The sequence below is a fragment of the Streptomyces speibonae genome (assembly GCF_984686075.1).
In genome coordinates this window covers 7072888-7092540 of the sequence record NZ_OZ480260.1, presented here as the reverse complement: position 1 = coordinate 7092540, position 19653 = coordinate 7072888, and the positions used below count along the sequence as shown (strand labels likewise).

Annotated in this window: 12 protein-coding genes and 1 rRNA gene; 6 read left to right on the top strand and 7 right to left on the bottom strand. The window is 70.3% G+C overall.

Going from position 1 to position 19653, the window contains the following annotated elements; all coding sequences use genetic code 11:
- Positions 1-103: 103 nt before the first annotated feature.
- Positions 104-1631 (bottom strand): 16S ribosomal RNA (locus AC5L3C_RS31960).
- Positions 1632-2196: 565 nt separating this feature from the next.
- Between AC5L3C_RS31960 and AC5L3C_RS31955 the strand changes: the two genes are divergently transcribed.
- Both AC5L3C_RS31955 and ptsP read left to right on the top strand, forming a co-directional pair.
- Positions 2197-2646 (top strand): PTS sugar transporter subunit IIA, encoded by a 450-nt coding sequence (locus tag AC5L3C_RS31955; protein WP_493652575.1) that lies wholly within the window; start codon positions 2197-2199, stop codon positions 2644-2646.
- Between the two features lie 78 nt (positions 2647-2724).
- Positions 2725-4395 carry a phosphoenolpyruvate--protein phosphotransferase gene (ptsP, locus tag AC5L3C_RS31950; protein ID WP_493652573.1) on the top strand — a complete coding sequence of 557 codons (1671 nt, stop codon included), beginning with the start codon at positions 2725-2727 and terminating at the stop codon, positions 4393-4395.
- 73 nt (positions 4396-4468) lie between these two features.
- Here ptsP and AC5L3C_RS31945 read toward each other — a convergent pair whose 3' ends face one another.
- Both AC5L3C_RS31945 and AC5L3C_RS31940 read right to left on the bottom strand, forming a co-directional pair.
- Positions 4469-5359, bottom strand: a complete 891-nt coding sequence (locus AC5L3C_RS31945; protein ID WP_493652571.1) for a DUF8829 domain-containing protein — start codon at positions 5357-5359, stop codon at positions 4469-4471.
- A gap of 101 nt (positions 5360-5460) precedes the next feature.
- Positions 5461-7428 (bottom strand): acetoacetate--CoA ligase, encoded by a 1968-nt coding sequence (locus AC5L3C_RS31940; protein ID WP_493652569.1) that lies wholly within the window; start codon positions 7426-7428, stop codon positions 5461-5463.
- Between the two features lie 213 nt (positions 7429-7641).
- Here AC5L3C_RS31940 and AC5L3C_RS31935 point away from each other — a divergent pair, with 213 nt between their 5' ends.
- Entirely contained in the window at positions 7642-10020 is a 2379-nt protein-coding gene (locus AC5L3C_RS31935; RefSeq protein ID WP_493652567.1) for a glycoside hydrolase family 31 protein, read from the top strand.
- On the opposite strand, the gene AC5L3C_RS31930 is transcribed toward AC5L3C_RS31935, so the two are convergent.
- Entirely contained in the window at positions 10011-10529 is a 519-nt protein-coding gene (locus AC5L3C_RS31930; RefSeq protein ID WP_493654109.1) for an NUDIX domain-containing protein, read from the bottom strand. The genes AC5L3C_RS31935 and AC5L3C_RS31930 overlap by 10 nt on opposite strands.
- A gap of 61 nt (positions 10530-10590) precedes the next feature.
- A complete protein-coding gene (locus AC5L3C_RS31925; protein WP_493652565.1) occupies positions 10591-11400 on the bottom strand; it encodes a M15 family metallopeptidase in 810 nt (269 codons plus the stop codon).
- Between the two features lie 249 nt (positions 11401-11649).
- On the opposite strand from AC5L3C_RS31925, the gene AC5L3C_RS31920 reads away from it, so the two are divergent.
- The 3 genes from AC5L3C_RS31920 (at position 11650) to glpK (ending at position 15290) form a co-directional block, all read left to right on the top strand.
- Positions 11650-12684 carry an IS110 family RNA-guided transposase gene (locus AC5L3C_RS31920; protein WP_493650086.1) on the top strand — a complete coding sequence of 345 codons (1035 nt, stop codon included), beginning with the start codon at positions 11650-11652 and terminating at the stop codon, positions 12682-12684.
- A gap of 334 nt (positions 12685-13018) precedes the next feature.
- The gene (locus AC5L3C_RS31915) at positions 13019-13744 is read left to right on the top strand and encodes an MIP/aquaporin family protein (RefSeq protein WP_493652563.1); all 726 of its coding nucleotides are present in this window, start codon (positions 13019-13021) and stop codon (positions 13742-13744) included.
- Positions 13745-13778: 34 nt separating this feature from the next.
- Positions 13779-15290 (top strand): glycerol kinase GlpK, encoded by a 1512-nt coding sequence (gene glpK / locus AC5L3C_RS31910; RefSeq protein ID WP_493652561.1) that lies wholly within the window; start codon positions 13779-13781, stop codon positions 15288-15290.
- Positions 15291-15368: 78 nt separating this feature from the next.
- Here the strand turns inward: glpK and AC5L3C_RS31905 are convergent, their stop codons facing one another.
- Entirely contained in the window at positions 15369-15971 is a 603-nt protein-coding gene (locus AC5L3C_RS31905) for a GTP-binding protein (RefSeq protein ID WP_125508328.1), read from the bottom strand.
- Complete coding sequence (locus tag AC5L3C_RS31900; protein ID WP_493652559.1) at positions 15952-19635, bottom strand: hydantoinase B/oxoprolinase family protein; 3684 nt, start codon at positions 19633-19635, stop codon at positions 15952-15954. The genes AC5L3C_RS31905 and AC5L3C_RS31900 overlap by 20 nt, the downstream gene beginning before the upstream one ends.
- Positions 19636-19653: the final 18 nt, after the last annotated feature.

The window sequence follows — 19653 nt, the reverse complement described above, 5'->3', positions numbered from 1 at the left end:
AGTGTGCCGAGTAGTCAACGTTCCACCCATGAGCAACCAGCATCAGACGTTCGCCGATGTACTGGCCTCTGACCAACCGGAGTTGGTGAGAAGTGCTCCTTAGAAAGGAGGTGATCCAGCCGCACCTTCCGGTACGGCTACCTTGTTACGACTTCGTCCCAATCGCCAGTCCCACCTTCGACAGCTCCCTCCCACAAGGGGTTGGGCCACCGGCTTCGGGTGTTACCGACTTTCGTGACGTGACGGGCGGTGTGTACAAGGCCCGGGAACGTATTCACCGCAGCAATGCTGATCTGCGATTACTAGCGACTCCGACTTCATGGGGTCGAGTTGCAGACCCCAATCCGAACTGAGACCGGCTTTTTGAGATTCGCTCCACCTTGCGGTATCGCAGCTCATTGTACCGGCCATTGTAGCACGTGTGCAGCCCAAGACATAAGGGGCATGATGACTTGACGTCGTCCCCACCTTCCTCCGAGTTGACCCCGGCGGTCTCCCGTGAGTCCCCAGCACCACAAGGGCCTGCTGGCAACACGGGACAAGGGTTGCGCTCGTTGCGGGACTTAACCCAACATCTCACGACACGAGCTGACGACAGCCATGCACCACCTGTACACCGACCACAAGGGGGGCACTATCTCTAATGCTTTCCGGTGTATGTCAAGCCTTGGTAAGGTTCTTCGCGTTGCGTCGAATTAAGCCACATGCTCCGCCGCTTGTGCGGGCCCCCGTCAATTCCTTTGAGTTTTAGCCTTGCGGCCGTACTCCCCAGGCGGGGCACTTAATGCGTTAGCTGCGGCACGGACGACGTGGAATGTCGCCCACACCTAGTGCCCACCGTTTACGGCGTGGACTACCAGGGTATCTAATCCTGTTCGCTCCCCACGCTTTCGCTCCTCAGCGTCAGTATCGGCCCAGAGATCCGCCTTCGCCACCGGTGTTCCTCCTGATATCTGCGCATTTCACCGCTACACCAGGAATTCCGATCTCCCCTACCGAACTCTAGCCTGCCCGTATCGACTGCAGACCCGGGGTTAAGCCCCGGGCTTTCACAACCGACGCGACAAGCCGCCTACGAGCTCTTTACGCCCAATAATTCCGGACAACGCTCGCGCCCTACGTATTACCGCGGCTGCTGGCACGTAGTTAGCCGGCGCTTCTTCTGCAGGTACCGTCACTTTCGCTTCTTCCCTGCTGAAAGAGGTTTACAACCCGAAGGCCGTCATCCCTCACGCGGCGTCGCTGCATCAGGCTTTCGCCCATTGTGCAATATTCCCCACTGCTGCCTCCCGTAGGAGTCTGGGCCGTGTCTCAGTCCCAGTGTGGCCGGTCGCCCTCTCAGGCCGGCTACCCGTCGTCGCCTTGGTGAGCCGTTACCTCACCAACAAGCTGATAGGCCGCGGGCTCATCCTGCACCGCCGGAGCTTTCGAACCGCCTGGATGCCCAGACGGTTCAGTATCCGGTATTAGACCCCGTTTCCAGGGCTTGTCCCAGAGTGCAGGGCAGATTGCCCACGTGTTACTCACCCGTTCGCCACTAATCCCCACCCGAAGGTGGTTCATCGTTCGACTTGCATGTGTTAAGCACGCCGCCAGCGTTCGTCCTGAGCCAGGATCAAACTCTCCGTGTATGTTTTCCCGTAATCGGGATGAACACCACGAGAGCGGTGCGAGAGGAGGAATAGTCCCCTCGCACACAGCGTCCTCGCTGTGTTTTTTCAAAGGAACCTCGCCCCAGCAGAAGCTGGAGACGGGGTATCAACATATCTGGCGTTGACTTTTGGCACGCTGTTGAGTTCTCAAGGAACGGACGCTTCCTTCGTACTCACCCTCGCAGGCTTTCCTCCGGGCGCTTCCCTTCGGCGTTTCCGACTCTATCAGGGTTTTTCCGGCCCTCTGACCACCCTCCCGCAGGCATGCGGAAAGTGATCCGAAGAGAGGATCTGAAGAGTTGGGTTGCCTGCCGGGCACAGACACTCGAGCGTGTCACTCATCCCCGAGCAGGAAGTAGAACTGTACAGCGGTCGCACACTGCGTGCAAATCGATTAGGGTAGGTGGTCTAGACCTCTCGTCTAGACCAAGAGCCGGACCTGCCCCCGGAACCGGTACGTCATATGACATACCCTGCTGAACAGCACGCCGGAGACAGGCAGTGACGGCGCTCGTACAGATCTCCACGCCTTGGGAGGCTTCCCATGACCACCGTGACGTCCCCGCTTGCCGGACGGGCCATCGGACTGGCGTCCGTGCCCGACCCCGTCTTCTCCGGCGCCATGGTCGGCCCGGGTACGGCGATCGACCCCGAGCGGTCGCCCTCCGAGGCCGTCTCCCCCGTCGACGGTGTGATCATCTCCCTGCATCCGCACGCGTTCGTCGTCGTGGACGAGAACGGCCACGGTGTGCTCACCCACCTCGGCATCGACACGGTGCAGCTCAACGGAGAGGGTTTCGAGCTGCTCGTCAACAAGGGCGACACCGTCACGCGCGGTCAGAGCATCGCGCGCTGGGACCCTGCCGCCGTGGAGGCCGCCGGTAAGTCCCCGGTCTGCCCGGTCGTGGCCCTGGAGGCCACCGCGGACGCGCTCTCCGAGCTTCGCGAGGACGGCGATGTGAAGGCCGGCGACAGCCTCTTCCTCTGGAAGTGACCCACCGCCGTCCCCTTGACGGCCCTCAGGACAACCACCACGGCGGCTGGTGCCGCCGCACTAGCGGAGACGGGTGAGATGGAAACAACGCTGCGAGGCGTCGGTGTCAGCCACGGTGTGGCGATCGGCGAGGTCCGGCACATGGGTACGGCGGTACTCGAACCGCCCGCGAAGCAGATCGCGCCGGAGGACGCGGAACGTGAGCAAGGGCGTGCCCGCAAGGCCGTGGAGGCGGTGGCGGCCGATCTGACGGCGCGCGGCAATCTCGCCGGGGGCGAGGCCCAGGCGGTGCTCGAGGCACAGGCGATGATGGCGCAGGATCCCGAGCTGCTGTCCGACGTGGAGCGGCGTATCGCTGTCGGCAGCACGGCCGAGCGGGCGGTGTACGACGCGTTCGCCGCGTACCGCGAGCTGCTGGCGAACGCCGGTGAGTACCTGGCGGGCCGGGTGGCCGACCTCGACGACGTGCGGAACCGTATCGTCGCGCGGCTGCTCGGCGTGCCGATGCCGGGTGTGCCGGACAGCGACCAGCCGTATGTGCTGGTGGCCCGGGACCTCGCGCCGGCGGACACGGCGCTGCTGGACCCGACGCTGGTGCTCGGCTTCGTGACCGAGGAGGGCGGGCCGACCAGCCACAGCGCGATCCTGGCCCGTGCGCTCGGTGTCCCGGCCGTGGTCGCCCTGCCGGGCGCCGGTGAGCTCGCCGAGGGCACGCTGATAGCGGTGGACGGCAGCACCGGGGAGGTCTTCCTGAACCCGAGCGACGAGGAGAGGGCCCGGCTCGAGGCGGCGGCTGCCGAGCGCAAGGCCGCACTGGCCGCGTCGACCGGCCCGGGTGCGACGGCGGACGGTCACAAGGTGCCGCTGCTGGCCAACATCGGCGGTCCGGCGGACGTGGCGGCCGCGGTCGAGGCGGGCGCGGAGGGCGTAGGTCTCTTCCGCACCGAGTTCCTGTTCCTGGACGACAGCAAGAACGCTCCTTCCGAGGACAAGCAGGTCACCGCGTACCGGCAGGTGCTCGAGGCGTTCCCCGAGGGCCGGGTCGTGGTGCGTGTGCTGGACGCGGGCGCGGACAAGCCGCTGGACTTCCTGACTCCGGCGGACGAGCCGAACCCGGCGCTGGGCGTGCGCGGTCTGCGGGCGCTGCTGGACCATCCCGAGGTGCTGCGTACCCAGCTGACGGCGCTGGCCAGGGCCGCGGAAGGGCTGCCCGTGTACCTCGAGGTCATGGCTCCGATGGTGGCGGACCGGGCCGATGCCAAGGCGTTCGCGGACGCGTGCCGGGAGGCCGGCCTGCGGGCGAAGTTCGGTGCCATGGTCGAGATTCCGTCGGCAGCGCTGCGGGCGCGCTCGGTGCTGCAGGAGGTGGAGTTCCTGTCGCTGGGGACGAACGACCTCGCGCAGTACACGTTCGCCGCGGACCGGCAGGTCGGTGCGGTCTCCCGGCTGCAGGACCCGTGGCAGCCGGCGCTGTTGGATCTGGTGGCGCTGTCCGCCGAGGCGGCGAAGGCCGAGGGCAAGAGCTGCGGTGTGTGCGGTGAGGCGGCCGCCGATCCGCTGCTGGCGTGTGTGCTGACCGGTCTGGGTGTCACCTCCCTCTCCATGGGTGCGGCGTCGATCCCGTATGTGCGGGCGTCGCTGGCGAAGTTCACGCTGGCGCAGTGCGAGCGGGCCGCGGCGGCCGCCCGGGCGGCGGACAGTGCCGAGGACGCCCGCGCCGCCGCTCAGGCGGTGCTGTCGGGCGAGTAGCCGCACCGCGACCGGTTTCCGCAAGGGGCGCTCCGCCAAGAGGTGGGGCGCCCCTTCGGCGCTGTCCCCCGGGTCAGTGCCGGTGGGCCGGGTCCGGGCCCTCCTCTCCGAGGTCGGGCGGCTCGCAGTAGTCCACGTTCGACTCGGGGCCGATGAGCTCACCGGATTCGGCGTCGGTGCAGTAGGCGTCGAACACCTCTCCGGCGGTGAGGGGCTCTAGGGCGTGGGCGCGCAGCCGCCAGCCGTGGACGCGGTCGGGGGCACCGGGTGTGCTGGTCCGCATGACCAGTCCGCCGGGGCTCGCGGTGGCGAGGCCGACGGCCAGGACGGTGGTGAATTCGAGTGCCTCGGTCTCGTCGATGTCGGGGCGGCCGTCGAGGTCGTCCGCGTGCAGGACGGCCACGAGTGTTTCCGGGGGTCCGGAGACGCTGCAGACCAGGTGCCGGTCGCCGGGCTGGGCGGTGTCGAGGATGCGCAGCAGCAGGTGTGCGGCGCGGGCGAAGGCGGCGCGGCCGAGATCCTCGCCGCAGGAGGCGCAGGGGCCGAGGCGGGCGAGGAGTGTGGTGGCGTACTCCCAGGTGGTCTGTCGGACGGCCTCGTCGACGAGGGTGGGCAGGAGGTCGGCCAGCGGCCGGCCGTCGTAGGGGACGGCGGGCCCCGTGGACGCCAGTTCTGCGGTGAAGCGGGACCGGCTGGTGTGGGTGTCGGGGTCGAGGCCGCTCTTCGCGCAGAACTCCGCGTAGTCCGCGGGGTCGAAGAGCGCCACCGTGGTGTGGCTGCCCTGGAGCGCGCGGGTCCTGAGGACGGCTTCGACGTGTTTGAGGTAGGTGGTGTGGTCGTCGAAGACGAAGCTGTCGTAGCGCCGCATGGCGCGGAAGTCGTGGTCGTCGGTCAGCAGGCCGATGGTGCCGACGATCTCGCGGCGCAGGACGCGCCGCAGGGTCCGGTGGTCGGTGTACGCCATGTCTCCCCCTCTGCACGGTCGATCAATGCTCACTCACAGTAATCGGCGGCACTGACAACGAGGGGGAGACGAGGGTGTACCCGGGCGGGCCGGGGCGGGGTTCAGGCGCGCTTGCGGGCGAGGTCCTCGTAGAAGGCGAGCAGGTCGAGGTTGTCGATGGAGCCCGGGTTGACGGCCTTGTCCAGCGGGGTGCCCTGGAGGAGGCGCTTGACCGGGACCTCGATGCGCTTGCCGGTGAGGGTGTGCGGGACTCCGGGCACCTCGATGATCTCGTCGGGGACGTGTCGGGGTGAGAGCTGCTCCCGGATGGTCCGCTTGATGCGGCCTTGCAGGTCCTCGTCCAGGGTGGAGCCGGGCGCCAGGTGGACGAACAGGGGCATCCAGTAGCCCCCGTCGGGCTGTTCGACGCCGATGACGAGGGATTCCCTGATCTCGGGGAGGCGTTCGACGGCTTCGTAGATGTCGGCCGAGCCCATGCGGACGCCCTGGCGGTTGAGGGTCGAGTCGGAGCGGCCGTGGATGACGACGGAGCCCCGTGAGGTGATGGTGATCCAGTCGCCGTGCCGCCAGACGCCGGGGTAGGTGTCGAAGTAGCTGTCGTGGTAGCGGCTGCCGTCGGGGTCGTTCCAGAAGCGGATGGGCATGGAGGGCATGGGATTGGTGACCACGAGTTCGCCGACCTCGTCGGTCAGGGGTTTGCCACTGGGGTCCCACGCCTGCAGGTCGGTGCCCAGGCCGGGTGCCTGGAGCTCGCCGATGTACACGGGGAGGGTCGGTACGGCTCCGGCGAAGCAGGAGCAGACGTCCGTGCCGCCGCTGACGGAGGCGATCCACAGGTCGTCACGGACCTCGTCGTGCAGCCAGCGGAAGCCGTCGGGGGGCAGGGGTGAGCCGGTGGTGGCGACGCACTTCACGGCGGAGAGGTCGTAGTCGCGTGCAGGGTGGACGCCGGCCTTGCGGCAGGCCATGACGTAGGCGGCGGAGGTGCCGTAGAGGGTGGCGCGGGTGCGTTCGGCGATCCGCCACTGGGCGCCGGTGTCGGGGTAGCCGGGGCTGCCGTCGTACAGGACGATCGTCGTGCCGGTCAGGAGGCCGGAGACGAGGAAGTTCCACATCATCCAGCCGGTCGAGGTGTACCAGAAGAAGCGGTCCTCGGGGCCCAGGTCGCAGTGGAGGCCGAGCTGTTTGAGGTGTTCGACGAGGATGCCGCCCTGGGACTGGACGATCGCCTTGGGCAGTCCGGTGGTGCCGGAGGAGTAGAGCACCCACAGCGGGTGGTCGAAGGGGACCTGTTCGAAGACCGGTTCGGTGTCCGCGGAGGTGAGGGCGGCCCAGGCGAGGGCGCCGTCCGGTGCGTCGGTGCCGAGCAGGGGGATGTGCACGACGGCGCGCAGGGTGGGCAGTTCGCGGCGGAGTTCGGCGACGACGTCGCGGCGGTCGTGCTCCTTGCCGCCGTAGCGGTAGCCGTCGACGGTGAACAGGACGACGGGTTCGACCTGCTGGAAGCGGTCGAGGACGCTGCGTGCGCCGAAGTCGGGGGCGCAGGAGGTCCACACGCCGCCCACGGCCGCCGTGGCGAGGAGGGCGACGACGGCCTGCGGGATGTTCGGGAGGTAGCCGCTGACGCGGTCGCCCGGACGTACCCCGAGGGTGCGCAGTTCGGCGGCGAGGGAGCCGACCTGGCGGCGCAGCTCGGCCCAGGTGACGGGGCGGGGGTCGTGGGATTCGTCCACGTGGAGGAGGGCCGGTTCGGCCGCCCGGGACTCGGCGGCGCGCAGGGCGTGTTCGGCGTAGTTGAGGGTCGCTCCGGGGAACCACTGGGCACCGGGCATCGAGCGGTCGCCCAGCACGCGCTCGTAGGGTGTCGAGAAGCGGACGTCGAACCACTCGGTGACGGCTTTCCAGAAGGTGTCCAGCTCGTCCACGGACCAGCGGTGGAGCGCCGCGTAGCCGCCCTCGGCGGGGGCGTCGTGGTGCTCGGCGGCCCATGCCTGGAACGAGGTGATCCGTGCCTGGGCGATACGCTCCGGATCCGGCTGCCAGAGCGGCTGGGGGTTCTCGGTCGACATGGGGCGGCTCCCGGACTGTGCGCGTCGTGTGCGTCCTGTGCGCACGGGTTGGGGTGTGCGCGTGACGCGGCTGACAGGGACGATGCCACGTGATCGACTTCCGCACCAGGGTGCCCCCCACATAGTCCGTGTCGTGAGGATGTGGTCCGATCACGGGTGAACGGGAGTTGAACGACACCCTCGCCCGGCTCGATCGGTGACAGGGTGAGCAACATGAACGGTCGTGACCTGGTGCGTTCGATGAAGTCGGTCGGTTCGGTGGGGGCGGCGCAGCGGGTGCGTTCCGTACGAGCAGCGTGGCGCAGGATGCGGGCGGACGCCGCCGGGCTGCCGCCGCGCGGACCGGTGCGGGCGCGGGTGCCCGGAACGGTGCGGGAGGTGGAGCCGGGGCCCGGCGGCGGTGTGATCCGGTTCACCCGTTCGGACCTGCGGATCTTCGTCGCGGTGAACGGCGCCGTGTTCCGGGGCTGGGACGGCGCGGCACCCGAGCCGTCCTACGCGTTGGCCGGCCGCTGCCCCGAGGCGGATCCGCGGGCGGAATTGGAGCCGGACACGGACGGTGGCTGGCGCGTGGTGGCCGAGCGGGTGACGGTCGTCGTCTCGCGGCACGGCGCGGTGGAGGTGCAGACGCCGGGCGGCGTGACGCTGCGGCGCGATCTGCCGCCGCTGTGGTGGGAGCCGGCCGGGGGTGGCGCCGCGCGCTGGAAGCAGCGGTCCGAGGTGCCGGCGGACGCCCGCTTCTTCGGGCTCGGGGGCCGGGCGTCGGGGCCTCGGCTGCGGGACGGCGCGTACCGGTTGTGGAACACCGGTCCCCGGCACGGTATCGAGGCCGGGGACGGTCCGCCGTCCGTCACGATGCCGGTGCAGTTGGTGGTGGCCGACGCGGGCACGCATCTGGTGTTCCACGACAGCGCGTGGGACGGCACGGTGACGCTGCGGGAGGGTGAGGAGGGCGCGGGTTCCGGGCACGACCGGCCCGGCACGAGCGAGCTGCAGATGGACGGCGGTCCGCTGCGCTGCTGGGTCGTGGTCGGCACTCCCGCGCGGGTGCTGCTCGCGTGGGCGTCGCTCACCGGTGCGCCCACGCTGCCGCCCGCGTGGGCGCTCGGTCACCAGCACGCCTGGGCGGGCGGGGGTGGTGAGGACGAGGTGCGGCGGGTCGTGGACGACCACCTGGCGCACGAGGTGCCGCTGGACGCCGTGCACCTGGGTGCGTCCCACTTCGAGGACCGGCAGCCGTTCACCGTCGACCGGGAGCGGTTCCCCAAGCTGCCGGTCCTCGCGGACGAGCTGCTGCGCAAGGGAGTCAGGCTGGTGTCGGTCGTCGCTCCCGCCGTCGGGGCGACGCCCGGGAACGCCGTGTATGACGACGGGACGGGCCGGGACGTCTTCGTGCGGGGCACCGACGGCGAGGTCGTCCGGGGAGTGGCGTGGACGGGGGACGCGGTCTTCCCGGACTTCACGCACGCGCGCGTGCGTGCGTGGTGGGGCGCGCTGTACGCGGAGCGGCTGGCGCAGGGGTTCGCCGGTTTCTGGCACACGCTGGACGAGCCGACGTCGTTCACGGCCTTCGGGGAGCCGACGCTGCCGCGGTCGGCCCGGCACGCGCTGGACGGTGGGGACGGTGATCACCGCGCGGCGCATAACGTGTACGGGCTGTGCATGGCGCGGGCGGCGTACGAGGGGCTGCGTGCGCAGGCGCCGCGGGACCGGCCGTTCGTGCTGTCGCGCTCGGGGTGGGCCGGTACGCAGCGCCACGGCGGGGTGTGGTGGGCCATGGCGGGGTCGGGCTGGCCCGGGCTGCGGTCGTCGCTGGCGCTGGCGCTGGGGCTGGGGCTGTGCGGGATCCCGTGGGCCGGTCCGGACCTCGGCGGCTCGGACCGGGAGCGGTCGCCGGAGTTGTATCTGCGCCGGCTCCAGCTGGGCGCCTATCTGCCCGTGTTCCGTACGCGCTCCGGTCCGCGTGCGGGGGGCGGGCAGCCGTGGGAGTTCGGTCCCGAGGTGCTCCGGCACGCGCGCGCGGCACTGCTCGAACGCCGGCGGCTGCTGCCGTACTTCATGACGCTGGCACACCTCGCGCGGCGTACCGGGGCCCCCTTCGTGCGGCCGGTGTGGTGGGCGGCGCCGGAGGAGCGGACGGTGCGCGACTGCGAGGACGCCTTTCTGCTCGGTGACTGTCTGCTGGTGGCTCCGGTGCTCGATCCGGGTGCGGACCGGCGGGCCGTCGTGCTGCCGCGCGGGCGGTGGTACGACACGGCGACGGAACGGGCGTACGAGGGGCCGGCCCGGGTGCTGGTCGACGCGCCGCTGGGGCGGATCCCGGTGTTCGCGCGCGGAGGCTCCGTGGTGCCGGTCCGGGGTGCGCACGGCGGTACGGAGCTCGAGGTGTGGGCGCCGGCCCGGGGGCGGAGCGGGGGCGGGCTGGTGGTGCCGGACGCCGGCGACGGGTGGGAGGAGCCGGAGATCGAGCGGTACGCGGTGCGGTGGTCGGGTCCGCGGCTCGTCGTCGAGCGGGAGGGTGAGGACGGGGTGGAGGTGCCGGCCTGCCCGGTGCGCGTCCGCGGACTGGGCAGGGCCGGGGATCAGATGTAGCGGCCCTCGAACCAGGCCCGTACGGCCAGGGTGTGGAGGGGGAAGGCGAGTTCCTCGGGGCGGCGGAGCAGGCCGTGGCCCTCGGTCTCGTCGGTGGGTGCCGAGGGCGGCAGGTCCTGTGCGGGACGCTCGGGCAGCAGCCCGAACAGCAGCAGGTGTCCGTCGGGCGAGCTCATGGCGTCGGCGAGCCGTACGTCGCGGCTCGCCGCGTCGATGCCGGTCTCTTCCTCGAGCTCACGGACGACGGCCTGCCGCCAGTCCTCGCGGTGGTCGACGTAGCCGCCGGGCAGGGCCGTGCGTCCGCGTGCCGGGGCGATGGCCCGGGTGACCACGACCAGGGCGGTGCCCTGGGTGTCGTACACGGGCTGGAGGGCCACCGCGACCGGGAGCGGGTTGCGGTAGGCGACGGTGTCGCAGGCCGGGCAGGTGCGGGGCCAGCCGGAGACGCCCTCTCCGAAGGGCGCGCCGCAGCTCGAACAGTGGGAGTCCGGCGCGGGGTTGGGAGCCATGGGAGTTTCGGACACGCGCGGACTGTATCCGATCACGGCGAGGGCGTCTGCGGAGGGGCGGTCAGGGGCGGCCGTGCAGGGACGCGTGGGACACCGGGAAGTCGAAGTAGGTGTCCGGGTAGGCCTCCGGCTTGAAGGTGTAGTGCCACCATTCCTCGGCGAGGTTCACGAAGCCGAGGTCCTCCAGGGTGGTCTTGAGCAGCATCCGGTTGGCGCGCTGCTCGCCCTGGATCCGCGGGTCGAGGGTGTGGCTGAGGGTGTCGAAGCAGTCGTAACCGGTGCCCATGTCCAGGGAGTTGTCCGGAAAACGCTGGTCCTGGGGCGCGAAGCAGGGCGTGAGGGGCTCTCCGGGGTGGTAGGGCCGGGTGGGCGTGGCGGGGAGTTTCACCAGGGTGAGGTCGACCGTGGAGCCGCGGCTGTGGCCGGACTGCTCCGCGATGTAGCCGTCGGCGAAGAGCCGGTTCTTGTCGACGTTCGGGTAGAATTCGGCCTTCATCCTCTGGTCGTCGAGGTCCTTGGCCCAGCGGACGAAGTGGTCCACCGCGCGTTGCGGCCGGTAGCAGTCGTAGACCTTGAGGGTGTAGCCCTGGCGCAGGAGTGCTGTCTGGGCGGTGCGGAGGGCTTCGGCGGCGGGCCGCGTGAGGATGCACAGGGGCTGCCGGTAGCCGTCTATGGGCTCGCCGACGAAGTTGTGCGGGGTGAAGTAGCGAATCTCCTGAAGGATCGTCGGGTCCACGCGGTTCAGCGCCACGAAGTCCTGGGGAGCCTTGGGTTCGGATTCCGCGCGGGCGGGGGCGGCAGCGGCGGTCGCGGTGAGCAGGGCGGCGATGGTGGTGGCCAGGCCGCGGACCACGGTGGAGAGTCGTGTCATGCCCCCTGCTCCTGACTTGTTGAATCAACCCCAGACGCTCGGTCTGCAGCCGTAGCGTCCAGGGTGTCGGTCGGCACGGGCCCGCAGTGCTCCTTGCCGCCCTCGGGCTGGCTCACTGATAGCGTGCCGCCGCCGGCCGACACCCGCGCGGTGTGGCTCGACAGAGGCATGAAGGCGACACGGTGACTTCAAGTCAGGGTGCCCACCGCACTCCCCTTCCTGTCTCATCGAGTGCGAGGGCAGCAGCCTGTGATCCTGATCGGTGTCGATCCCCACAAGTCGTCCCACACCGCCGTCGCCGTGGACGCCGCCGGCCACCAGGTGGCCCAGCGCCGGTTCGTCGTCAACGCCGGAACCTTCCGCCAGCTGATGCGCTGGTGCGAGCAGTGGCCCGACCGTCGTTTCGCGGTCGAAGGCGCCGGCGGCCTGGGCCGCTCCCTCGCCCAGCAGCTGGCCGCCGCGGGCGAGAACGTGGTCGACGTGCCCTCCACCCTGTCGGCCCGGGCCCGGCTGCTGGCCACCGGCGGAGACCGCAAGACCGACGCGAAGGACGCCCTCCACGTCGCCCAGGCCGCCCTCTTCCGCCACGACCTGCGACCCGTGGTCCCCGAAGACCAGACCACGATCCTGCGGCTGCTGACCGAGCGCCGGGACGACCTGGTCCACGAGCGCACCCGCGTCCTCAACCGGCTCCACGCCGTCCTGCGTGATCTCCTGCCCGGCGGAGCCCCCACCGGCCTGTCGGCCGACAAGGCCGCCGCCTTGATGAAGGGCGTCCGGCCGGTCACGGCCACCGACAACTGCCGCCGGGACATAGCCCGTGATCTGCTGGCCGACCTGCGCAGACTGGACCGGCAGGTCAAGGACAACGAAGCCGAAATGCGCGAGGCCGTCGCCGCGACCCGCACGACGCTGACCACCCTGCCGGGCCTGGGCACCGTGCTGGCCGCGAAGGTCCTCGGCCACATCGGGGACGTCGCCCGGTTCCCCACCGAGCATCACTTCGCCAGCTACACCGGCAGCGCGCCACTGGACGCCTCCAGCGGCAACAACGTCCGCCACCGGCTCAACACCGGTGGCAACCGCGCGCTGAACTCGGTGCTGCACACGATCGCCGTCTGCCAGATCCGCGACGGCGGGCGCGGGCAGGACTACTACCTCCGCAAGATCAGTGAGGGGAAGACCCCTTCGGAGGCCCGCCGGGCCCTCAAGCGACGCCTGTCCAACGTGGTCTACCGGATCATGAAACGAGATCAACGGAACCACCTCGCTCAGGCCGCTTGACACACAGAGGCGCTATCAGGAGTCGACTCGTTCGGGAAATCAGGTGGCCGAGAACCGTTCCTGCCGGCGACCTTGACGCTCCCTGAGTGCCGGTGAACACTTCCGGTGTCAGTCGACATCGCCGTACATCTTGGTGTAATCCGGCACGCCACTTCCTGGGGTCCCCTGCGACAAGGCCCTCTCCCCACGGGCGATTCGACTGCGTCGGCACGCTCGTCACGGACGCCGGGCGGGGCGCGGGTTCTCCCTGCCTTCGGCTGAAGTCGCCATGGGAAACGCACCCTGCACGTGAGGTCCGGGGCGGATGGTCCCGGGCCGGGGCCTAGGAGCCGCCATGAGCAACGGAGACATATTCGTCGGGGAAGTCATCGGCACCGCGATCCTCATCCTGTTCGGCGCAGGCGTGGTCGCGGCCGTCGTACTGAACTACTCGAAGGCGAAGGACGCCGGCTGGGTCGTCATCGCGCTGGGCTGGGGTTTCGGCGTGATGGCCGGGGCCTACACCGCCGCCCCGCTGTCCGGAGGGCACCTCAACCCGGCGGTCACCCTCGGGATCGCCATCGACACGGGCGACTGGGGCAAGGTCCCCGTCTACCTCGCCGGGGAGATGGTCGGTGCCATGCTCGGTGCCGTGCTGTGCTGGCTGGTCTACTACGCGCAGTTCCAGGCCAACTCCGAGGAGGACATCGCCCAGCCGACGCTCGGGGTCTTCTCCACGACGCCGACGATCCGCAATCCCGTCGCGAACCTCATCACCGAGATCATCGCGACCATGGCCCTGGTGCTGCCGATCCTCGCGTTCGGCCTGACCAAGGGGCTCGGCGAGTCGGGCACCTCGATCCTCATCGTCTCGTTCCTGGTGGTCGGCATCGGCCTCTCGCTCGGCGGTCCGACCGGATACGCCATCAACCCGGCCCGTGACCTGGGACCGCGCATCGTGCACGCCCTGCTCCCGATCCCGAACAAGGGCACCTCCGACTGGGGGTACGCGTGGGTTCCCGTGGTGGGGCCGCTCATCGGCGCGGCGCTGGCCGGGCTCGTCTTCAACGCAGCCTTCTGAACGAACCTCCGCACGAACCGACGAAGGGGACGTCATGACGGACAAGTTCGTCGCCGCGATCGATCAGGGCACCACCTCCAGTCGCTGCATCGTCTTCGACCAGCACGGCGCGATCGTCGCCGTGGACCAGCGCGAGCACCGCCAGATCTTCCCGAAGCCGGGCTGGGTGGAGCACGACGCCACCGAGATCTGGTCCAAGGTGCAGGCGGTGGTCGCGGGGGCGCTGGCCAAGGCCGGGCTGCGGGCGGAGCAGCTGAGCGCGCTGGGCATCACCAACCAGCGGGAGACGACGGTCCTGTGGGACCGGACCACGGGCAAGCCCGTGCACAACGCGATCGTGTGGCAGGACACCCGGACCGCCGCGCTCTGCGGCCAGTTGGGCGGCTCCGACGGGCAGGACCGCTTCCGTGAGCAGACCGGGCTGCCGCTGGCCAGCTACTTCTCCGGGCCGAAGGCCGCCTGGCTGCTGGACAACGTGCCCGGGCTCAGGGCGCGTGCGCAGAACGGCGAGATCGCCTTCGGCACCATCGACTCCTGGCTGATCTGGAACCTCACGGGCGGCACGGACGGCGGACGGCACGTCACCGATGTGACCAACGCCGGGCGGACCATGCTGATGAACCTGGAGACACTCCAGTGGGACGCCTCCATCCTGTCCGCCATGAACGTCCCCGAGGCGATGCTCCCGGAGATCAGGTCCTCCTCCGAGGTGTACGGCACCGCCGTGGGCCAACTCGCCAGTGTCCCGGTCGCCTCGGCCCTGGGCGATCAGCAGGCGGCGGTCTTCGGGCAGGCCTGCTACGACGTGGGCACGGCGAAGAACACCTACGGCACGGGCAGCTTCCTGCTCCTGAACACGGGCAGCCGGCCGGTGCCGTCGAAGAGCGGGCTCCTCACGACGATGGGCTACAAGATCGGTGACGAGGCGCCCGTCTACTGCCTGGAGGGGTCGATCGCCATCACGGGGGCGCTGGTGCAGTGGTTCCGTGACCAGCTCGGCATCATCCGCAGCGCGGACGAGATCGAGGCGCTCGCGGGCAGCGTGGCGGACAACGGCGGGGCGTACATCGTGCCCGCGTTCTCCGGCCTGTTCGCCCCGTACTGGCGGTCCGACGCGCGGGGTGTGATCACGGGACTCACCCGGTACGTGACGAAGGCCCACCTCGCGCGCGCGGTGCTGGAGGCGACGAGCTGGCAGACGCGCGAGGTCGTGGACGCCATGTACCAGGACTCGGGGGTGCGGATCAGCACCCTGAAGGTCGACGGCGGCATGACGAAGAACGACCTGCTCATGCAGCACCAGGCGGATGTGCTCGGGGTGCCCGTGATCCGGCCCCGTGTGTCGGAGACGACCTGCCTGGGCGCCGCCTACGCGGCGGGGCTCGCCACGGGGGTGTGGAACGGCCTGGACGAGCTGAAGTCGCACTGGGCGAAGGACGCCGAGTGGACGCCCGTCATGGAGGCGTCGGTGCGCGACCGCGAGTACCACAACTGGCGCAAGGCGGTGGAGAAGAGCTTCGGCTGGATGGAGGAGGGCGACGACTGACCGCGTGGCCGTCCCGTCCTTCGCGCGGCGGCCCGTGCTCCGGTCGGCGGAGTGCGGGCCGCGTCCCGGCGGCCCGGCTCAGGTGGTGACGGCGCGTCGCTGCGAGGCCTGCGCCATGGCGTGCTGGACGACGCCGATGAGGATCTCCTTGACCGACTCCCGGTCCCGCGCGTCGCACATCACCAGGGGCACGTGGTCGTCGAGGTCGAGGGCCCGGCGGACGTCGTCGCCCGGGTAACGGGGCGCGCCGTCGAAGCAGTTGACGCCGACGAGGAACGGTATGGAGCGCCGTTCGAAGTAGTCGACGGCCGCGAAGCAGTCCTCGAGACGCCGGGTGTCGGCGAGGACGACGGCTCCGAGGGCGCCCTCGGACAGCTCGTCCCACATGAACCAGAAGCGCTCCTGTCCGGGGGTCCCGAAGAGGTACAGCACCAGGTCCTCGCGGAGCGTGATGCGGCCGAAGTCCATGGCCACGGTGGTGGTGTTCTTGGCCTCCACACCGCTGGTGTCGTCGACCGGGCGGCCTGCCTCGGTGAGGAGTTCCTCGGTGCGCAGCGGTCTGATCTCGCTGACCGCGCCGACGAGCGTGGTCTTGCCCACGCCGAATCCGCCGGCCACCAGGATCTTGAGCGTGACGGGCTCGACCGGGGGCTTGCCGCGCTCAGAACGCCCGAAGATCATCGATCTCTTCTCCTGCTTGATGGGGTTCGGGCGGCGGGCCGTATCCCCCGCCGCCGGGGGTTTCGATGACGAGTACGTCGTCGGCGCCGACGTCCGCGGAGTCGCTGCCGGCGAGCGGGGTGACCGTGCCGTCCGCCCGCTCGACCCGGTTGGCGCCCGGTGCTCCGGGTGCGCCGCCCGCCATGCCGTACGGGGGCACCCTGCGGTGCTGGGACAACGTGGAGACGGTCATCGGCTCCAGGAAGCGGATCCGGCGCACGGCCCCGTCCCCGCCGCGCCACCGGCCGGCGCCTCCGCTGCCGCGGCGCACCGCGAACTCCTCGAGCCTGACGGGCAGCCGCCACTCCAGGACCTCGGGGTCGGTGAGCCGCGAGTTGGTCATGTGGGTCTGTACGACGGATGCGCCGGGGAAGCCGTCTCCGGCGCCGGAACCGGAGGCGACGGTCTCGTAGTACTGGTGGCGCGCGTTGCCGAAGGTGACGTTGTTCATGGTGCCGGAGCCCTCCGCCTGGACGCCGAGGGCGGCGTAGAGCGCGCCCGTGATGGCCTGGGAGGTCTCCACGTTGCCCGCGACGACGGCGGCCGGGGGCTCGGGCGCGAGCATGGAGCCCTGCGGGACGACGATGTGCAGCGGGCGCAGGCAGCCGTCGTTCAGCGGGATGTCGTCGGCGACCAGGGTGCGGAAGACGTACAGGACGGCCGCGTTGACCACCGAGAAGGGGGCGTTGAAGTTGGTGGCCAGTTGCGCGGAGGTGCCCGTGAAGTCGATGGTCGCGGACCGGTTGTCCCGGTCCACCCGGACGGCGACCCGGATGACGGCGCCCGAGTCGGTCTCGTAGGCGTAGTCGCCGTCGTCGAGGGCGTCGATGACGCGGCGCACGGCCTCCTCGGCGTTGTCCTGGACGTGCTTCATGTAGGCCTGGACGACGTCGAGCCCGAAGTTCTCGATCATGCGGCCGACCTCTTCGACGCCCTTGTGGTTGGCGGCGATCTGGGCGCGCAGGTCGGCGAGGTTGGTCGCCGGGTTGCGGGAGGGGTGGGGAGCCTCGGTGAGGAGGCGGAGGGTCTCCTCCTCGCGGAACCGGCCGTTCTCGGTGAGCAGCCAGTTGTCGAAGAGGACGCCCTCCTCGTCGATGGTGCGGCTGCCGGCCGGCATGGAGCCCGGGGCGATGCCGCCGATCTCGGCGTGGTGGCCGCGTGAGGCGACGTAGAAGAGGACCTCGCGGTCACGCTGTGTGTCGCCGGAGGGCTCGGTGCCGAAGACCGGGGTGATCACGGTGACGTCGGGCAGATGGGTGCCGCCGTGGTACGGGTCGTTGACGGCGTAGGTGTCCCCGGGCCGCATGTCCGAGGCGCGGCGCTTGATGACCTCCTTGACGCTGGTGCCCATCGAGCCCAGGTGGACGGGGATGTGCGGGGCGTTGGCCACCAGGTTTCCGTCGGGGTCGAACAGGGCGCAGGAGAAGTCCAGACGCTCCTTGATGTTGACGGACTGGGCGGTGGACTCGAGCCGGGCGCCCATCTGCTCGGCGATGGACATGAAGAGGTTGTTGAAGACCTCCAGCAGAACGGGATCGGCTGCCGTGCCGAGATCGGAACTCTGCGTGACCGCGACGCGTTCCATGACCAGGTGCCCGTGACCGGTCGCGGCGGCCCGCCAGCCGTCGTCGACGACGGTCGTCGCGCCGGACTCGGTGATGATCGCCGGTCCGGTGACGGTCCGTCCGGGAGGAAGGTCCTCACGGCGGTGCAGGGGTACGTCGCGCCAGGCGCCGCCGGTATGGAGGCGGACGGTGACCGGGGCCGCGGGGGCTTGCTCCGGGTTGCCCTCGTAGGGGGCGAGGGCGGAGAGATCCGGGGGCCGGGTGATGCCGGTGGCTTCGACGGAGAGGGCCTCGACGACGATCGGGCGGTCGAGCGTGAAGGAGTACGTGGCCCGGTGACGTTCCTCGAAGGTGCGCCGCATCGTCTCGGGCTCGGTCAGCTCGACGGTGAGGGTGGTGTCAGTGCCGTCGTAGCGGAGCTGGGCGCGGCGGGTGGCCTCGATCCGCTCGCCGGGGACGCCCTCGGCGAGGAGTTCGGCGCGGGCAGCGCTCTCCAGGTCGTCGGCGGTCTTGTGGACGCCGGGCATCGCGGCGGGCTCCAGGGGCGCCTCGACGGACTGCTCCCGCATGGCCGTGATGTCGGCGAGGCCGATGCCGAGTGCCGACAGGACGCCCGCCATGGGCGGGACGAGGACGGTGCGGATGCCGAGGGAGTCGGCGACCATGCACGCGTGCTGTCCGCCCGCGCCGCCGAAGGTGGTCAGGGCGTACCGGGTGACGTCGTGGCCCTTCTGCACGGAGATCCGCTTCACCGCGGCGGCGATGTTGGCGACGGCGATCTGCAGATAGCCCTCCGCGACCTGTTCGGGGGTGCGGTCGTCGCCGGTGTGTTCGCGGATCTCGCGGGCAAGGGCGGTGAAGCGGTCGCGCACGAGCGCGGCGTCGAGGGGCCGGTCCCCGTCCTGGCCGAAGACCGCGGGGAAGTGGGCGGGCTGGATGCGGCCGAGCATGACGTTGGCGTCGGTGACGGCCAGGGGTCCGCCGCGCCGGTAGCAGACGGGGCCGGGGTCGGCGCCCGCCGAGTCCGGGCCCACCCGGTAGCGGGAGCCGTCGAAGTGGAGGACGGAGCCGCCGCCGGCGGCGACGGTGTGGATGTCCAGCATGGGCGCGCGGAGCCGGACTCCGGCGATCTGTGTGGTGAAGACGCGTTCGTACTCGCCCGCGAAGTGCGAGACATCGGTGGAGGTGCCGCCCATGTCGAAGCCGATGACGCGGTCGAAGCCGGCGAGCTGGGACATGCGCGCCATGCCGACGATGCCGCCGGCCGGGCCGGACAGGATGGCGTCCTTGCCGCGGAACCGGCCGGCCTCGGTGAGCCCGCCGTTGGACTGCATGAACATCAGCCGTACGCCTTCGAGTTCGTCGGCGACGTGGCGGATGTAGCGGCGCAGCACGGGCGAGAGGTAGGCGTCGACCACGGCCGTGTCCCCGCGCGGGACGAGCTTCATCAGGGGGCTGACCTCGCTGGACAGCGAGATCTGCGGGAAGCCGATGCGGGCGGCGAGCTCGCCGATCCGCTGTTCGTGGGCGGGGTGGAGGTGGCTGTGCATGCACACCACGGCGACGGCCCGGATCCCGTCCTCATGGGCCCGGCGCAGCGGTCCGGCCAGGGCATCGAGGTCCGGCTCCCGCAGGACGGTGCCGTCGGCGGCCATGCGCTCGTCCACCTCGACGACCCGTTCGTACAGCAGCTCGGGCAGGTCGATGCGGCGGGCGAAGATGTGGGGGCGGTTCTGGTAGGCGATGCGCAGGGCGTCACGGAAGCCGCGGGTGATGACCAGCAGTGTCCGCTCGCCCGTGCGTTCGAGGAGGGCGTTGGTGGCGACCGTGGTCCCCATGCGTACGGCGTCGATGGGTTCGCCGGACCCCGCCAGCAGGGCGCGGACGCCGACGACCGCCGCGTCGGTGCCTGCCGTCTCACGGCCGGCGTCCGGCGGCGCCGCGTCCGCCGCCGGACGGTCGGACAGCACCTTGTGGGTGAGCAGCCGGCCGTCGGGGCGCCGCGCGACGATGTCGGTGAAGGTGCCGCCTCGGTCGACCCAGAACTGCCAGCCTGTCACGTCAGTACTCCGCTTCCG

Bases quoted from the DNA above. Each gene is read 5' to 3' on its own strand.
- AC5L3C_RS31955 (WP_493652575.1), top strand. From the start codon at position 2,197: ATGACCACCGTGACGTCCCCGCTTGCCGGACGGGCCATCGGACTGGCG.
- ptsP (WP_493652573.1), top strand. From the start codon at position 2,725: ATGGAAACAACGCTGCGAGGCGTCGGTGTCAGCCACGGTGTGGCGATC.
- AC5L3C_RS31945 (WP_493652571.1), bottom strand. From the start codon at position 5,359: ATGGCGTACACCGACCACCGGACCCTGCGGCGCGTCCTGCGCCGCGAG.
- AC5L3C_RS31940 (WP_493652569.1), bottom strand. From the start codon at position 7,428: ATGTCGACCGAGAACCCCCAGCCGCTCTGGCAGCCGGATCCGGAGCGT.
- AC5L3C_RS31935 (WP_493652567.1), top strand. From the start codon at position 7,642: ATGAACGGTCGTGACCTGGTGCGTTCGATGAAGTCGGTCGGTTCGGTG.
- AC5L3C_RS31930 (WP_493654109.1), bottom strand. From the start codon at position 10,529: ATGGCTCCCAACCCCGCGCCGGACTCCCACTGTTCGAGCTGCGGCGCG.
- AC5L3C_RS31925 (WP_493652565.1), bottom strand. From the start codon at position 11,400: ATGACACGACTCTCCACCGTGGTCCGCGGCCTGGCCACCACCATCGCC.
- AC5L3C_RS31915 (WP_493652563.1), top strand. From the start codon at position 13,019: ATGAGCAACGGAGACATATTCGTCGGGGAAGTCATCGGCACCGCGATC.
- glpK (WP_493652561.1), top strand. From the start codon at position 13,779: ATGACGGACAAGTTCGTCGCCGCGATCGATCAGGGCACCACCTCCAGT.
- AC5L3C_RS31905 (WP_125508328.1), bottom strand. From the start codon at position 15,971: ATGATCTTCGGGCGTTCTGAGCGCGGCAAGCCCCCGGTCGAGCCCGTC.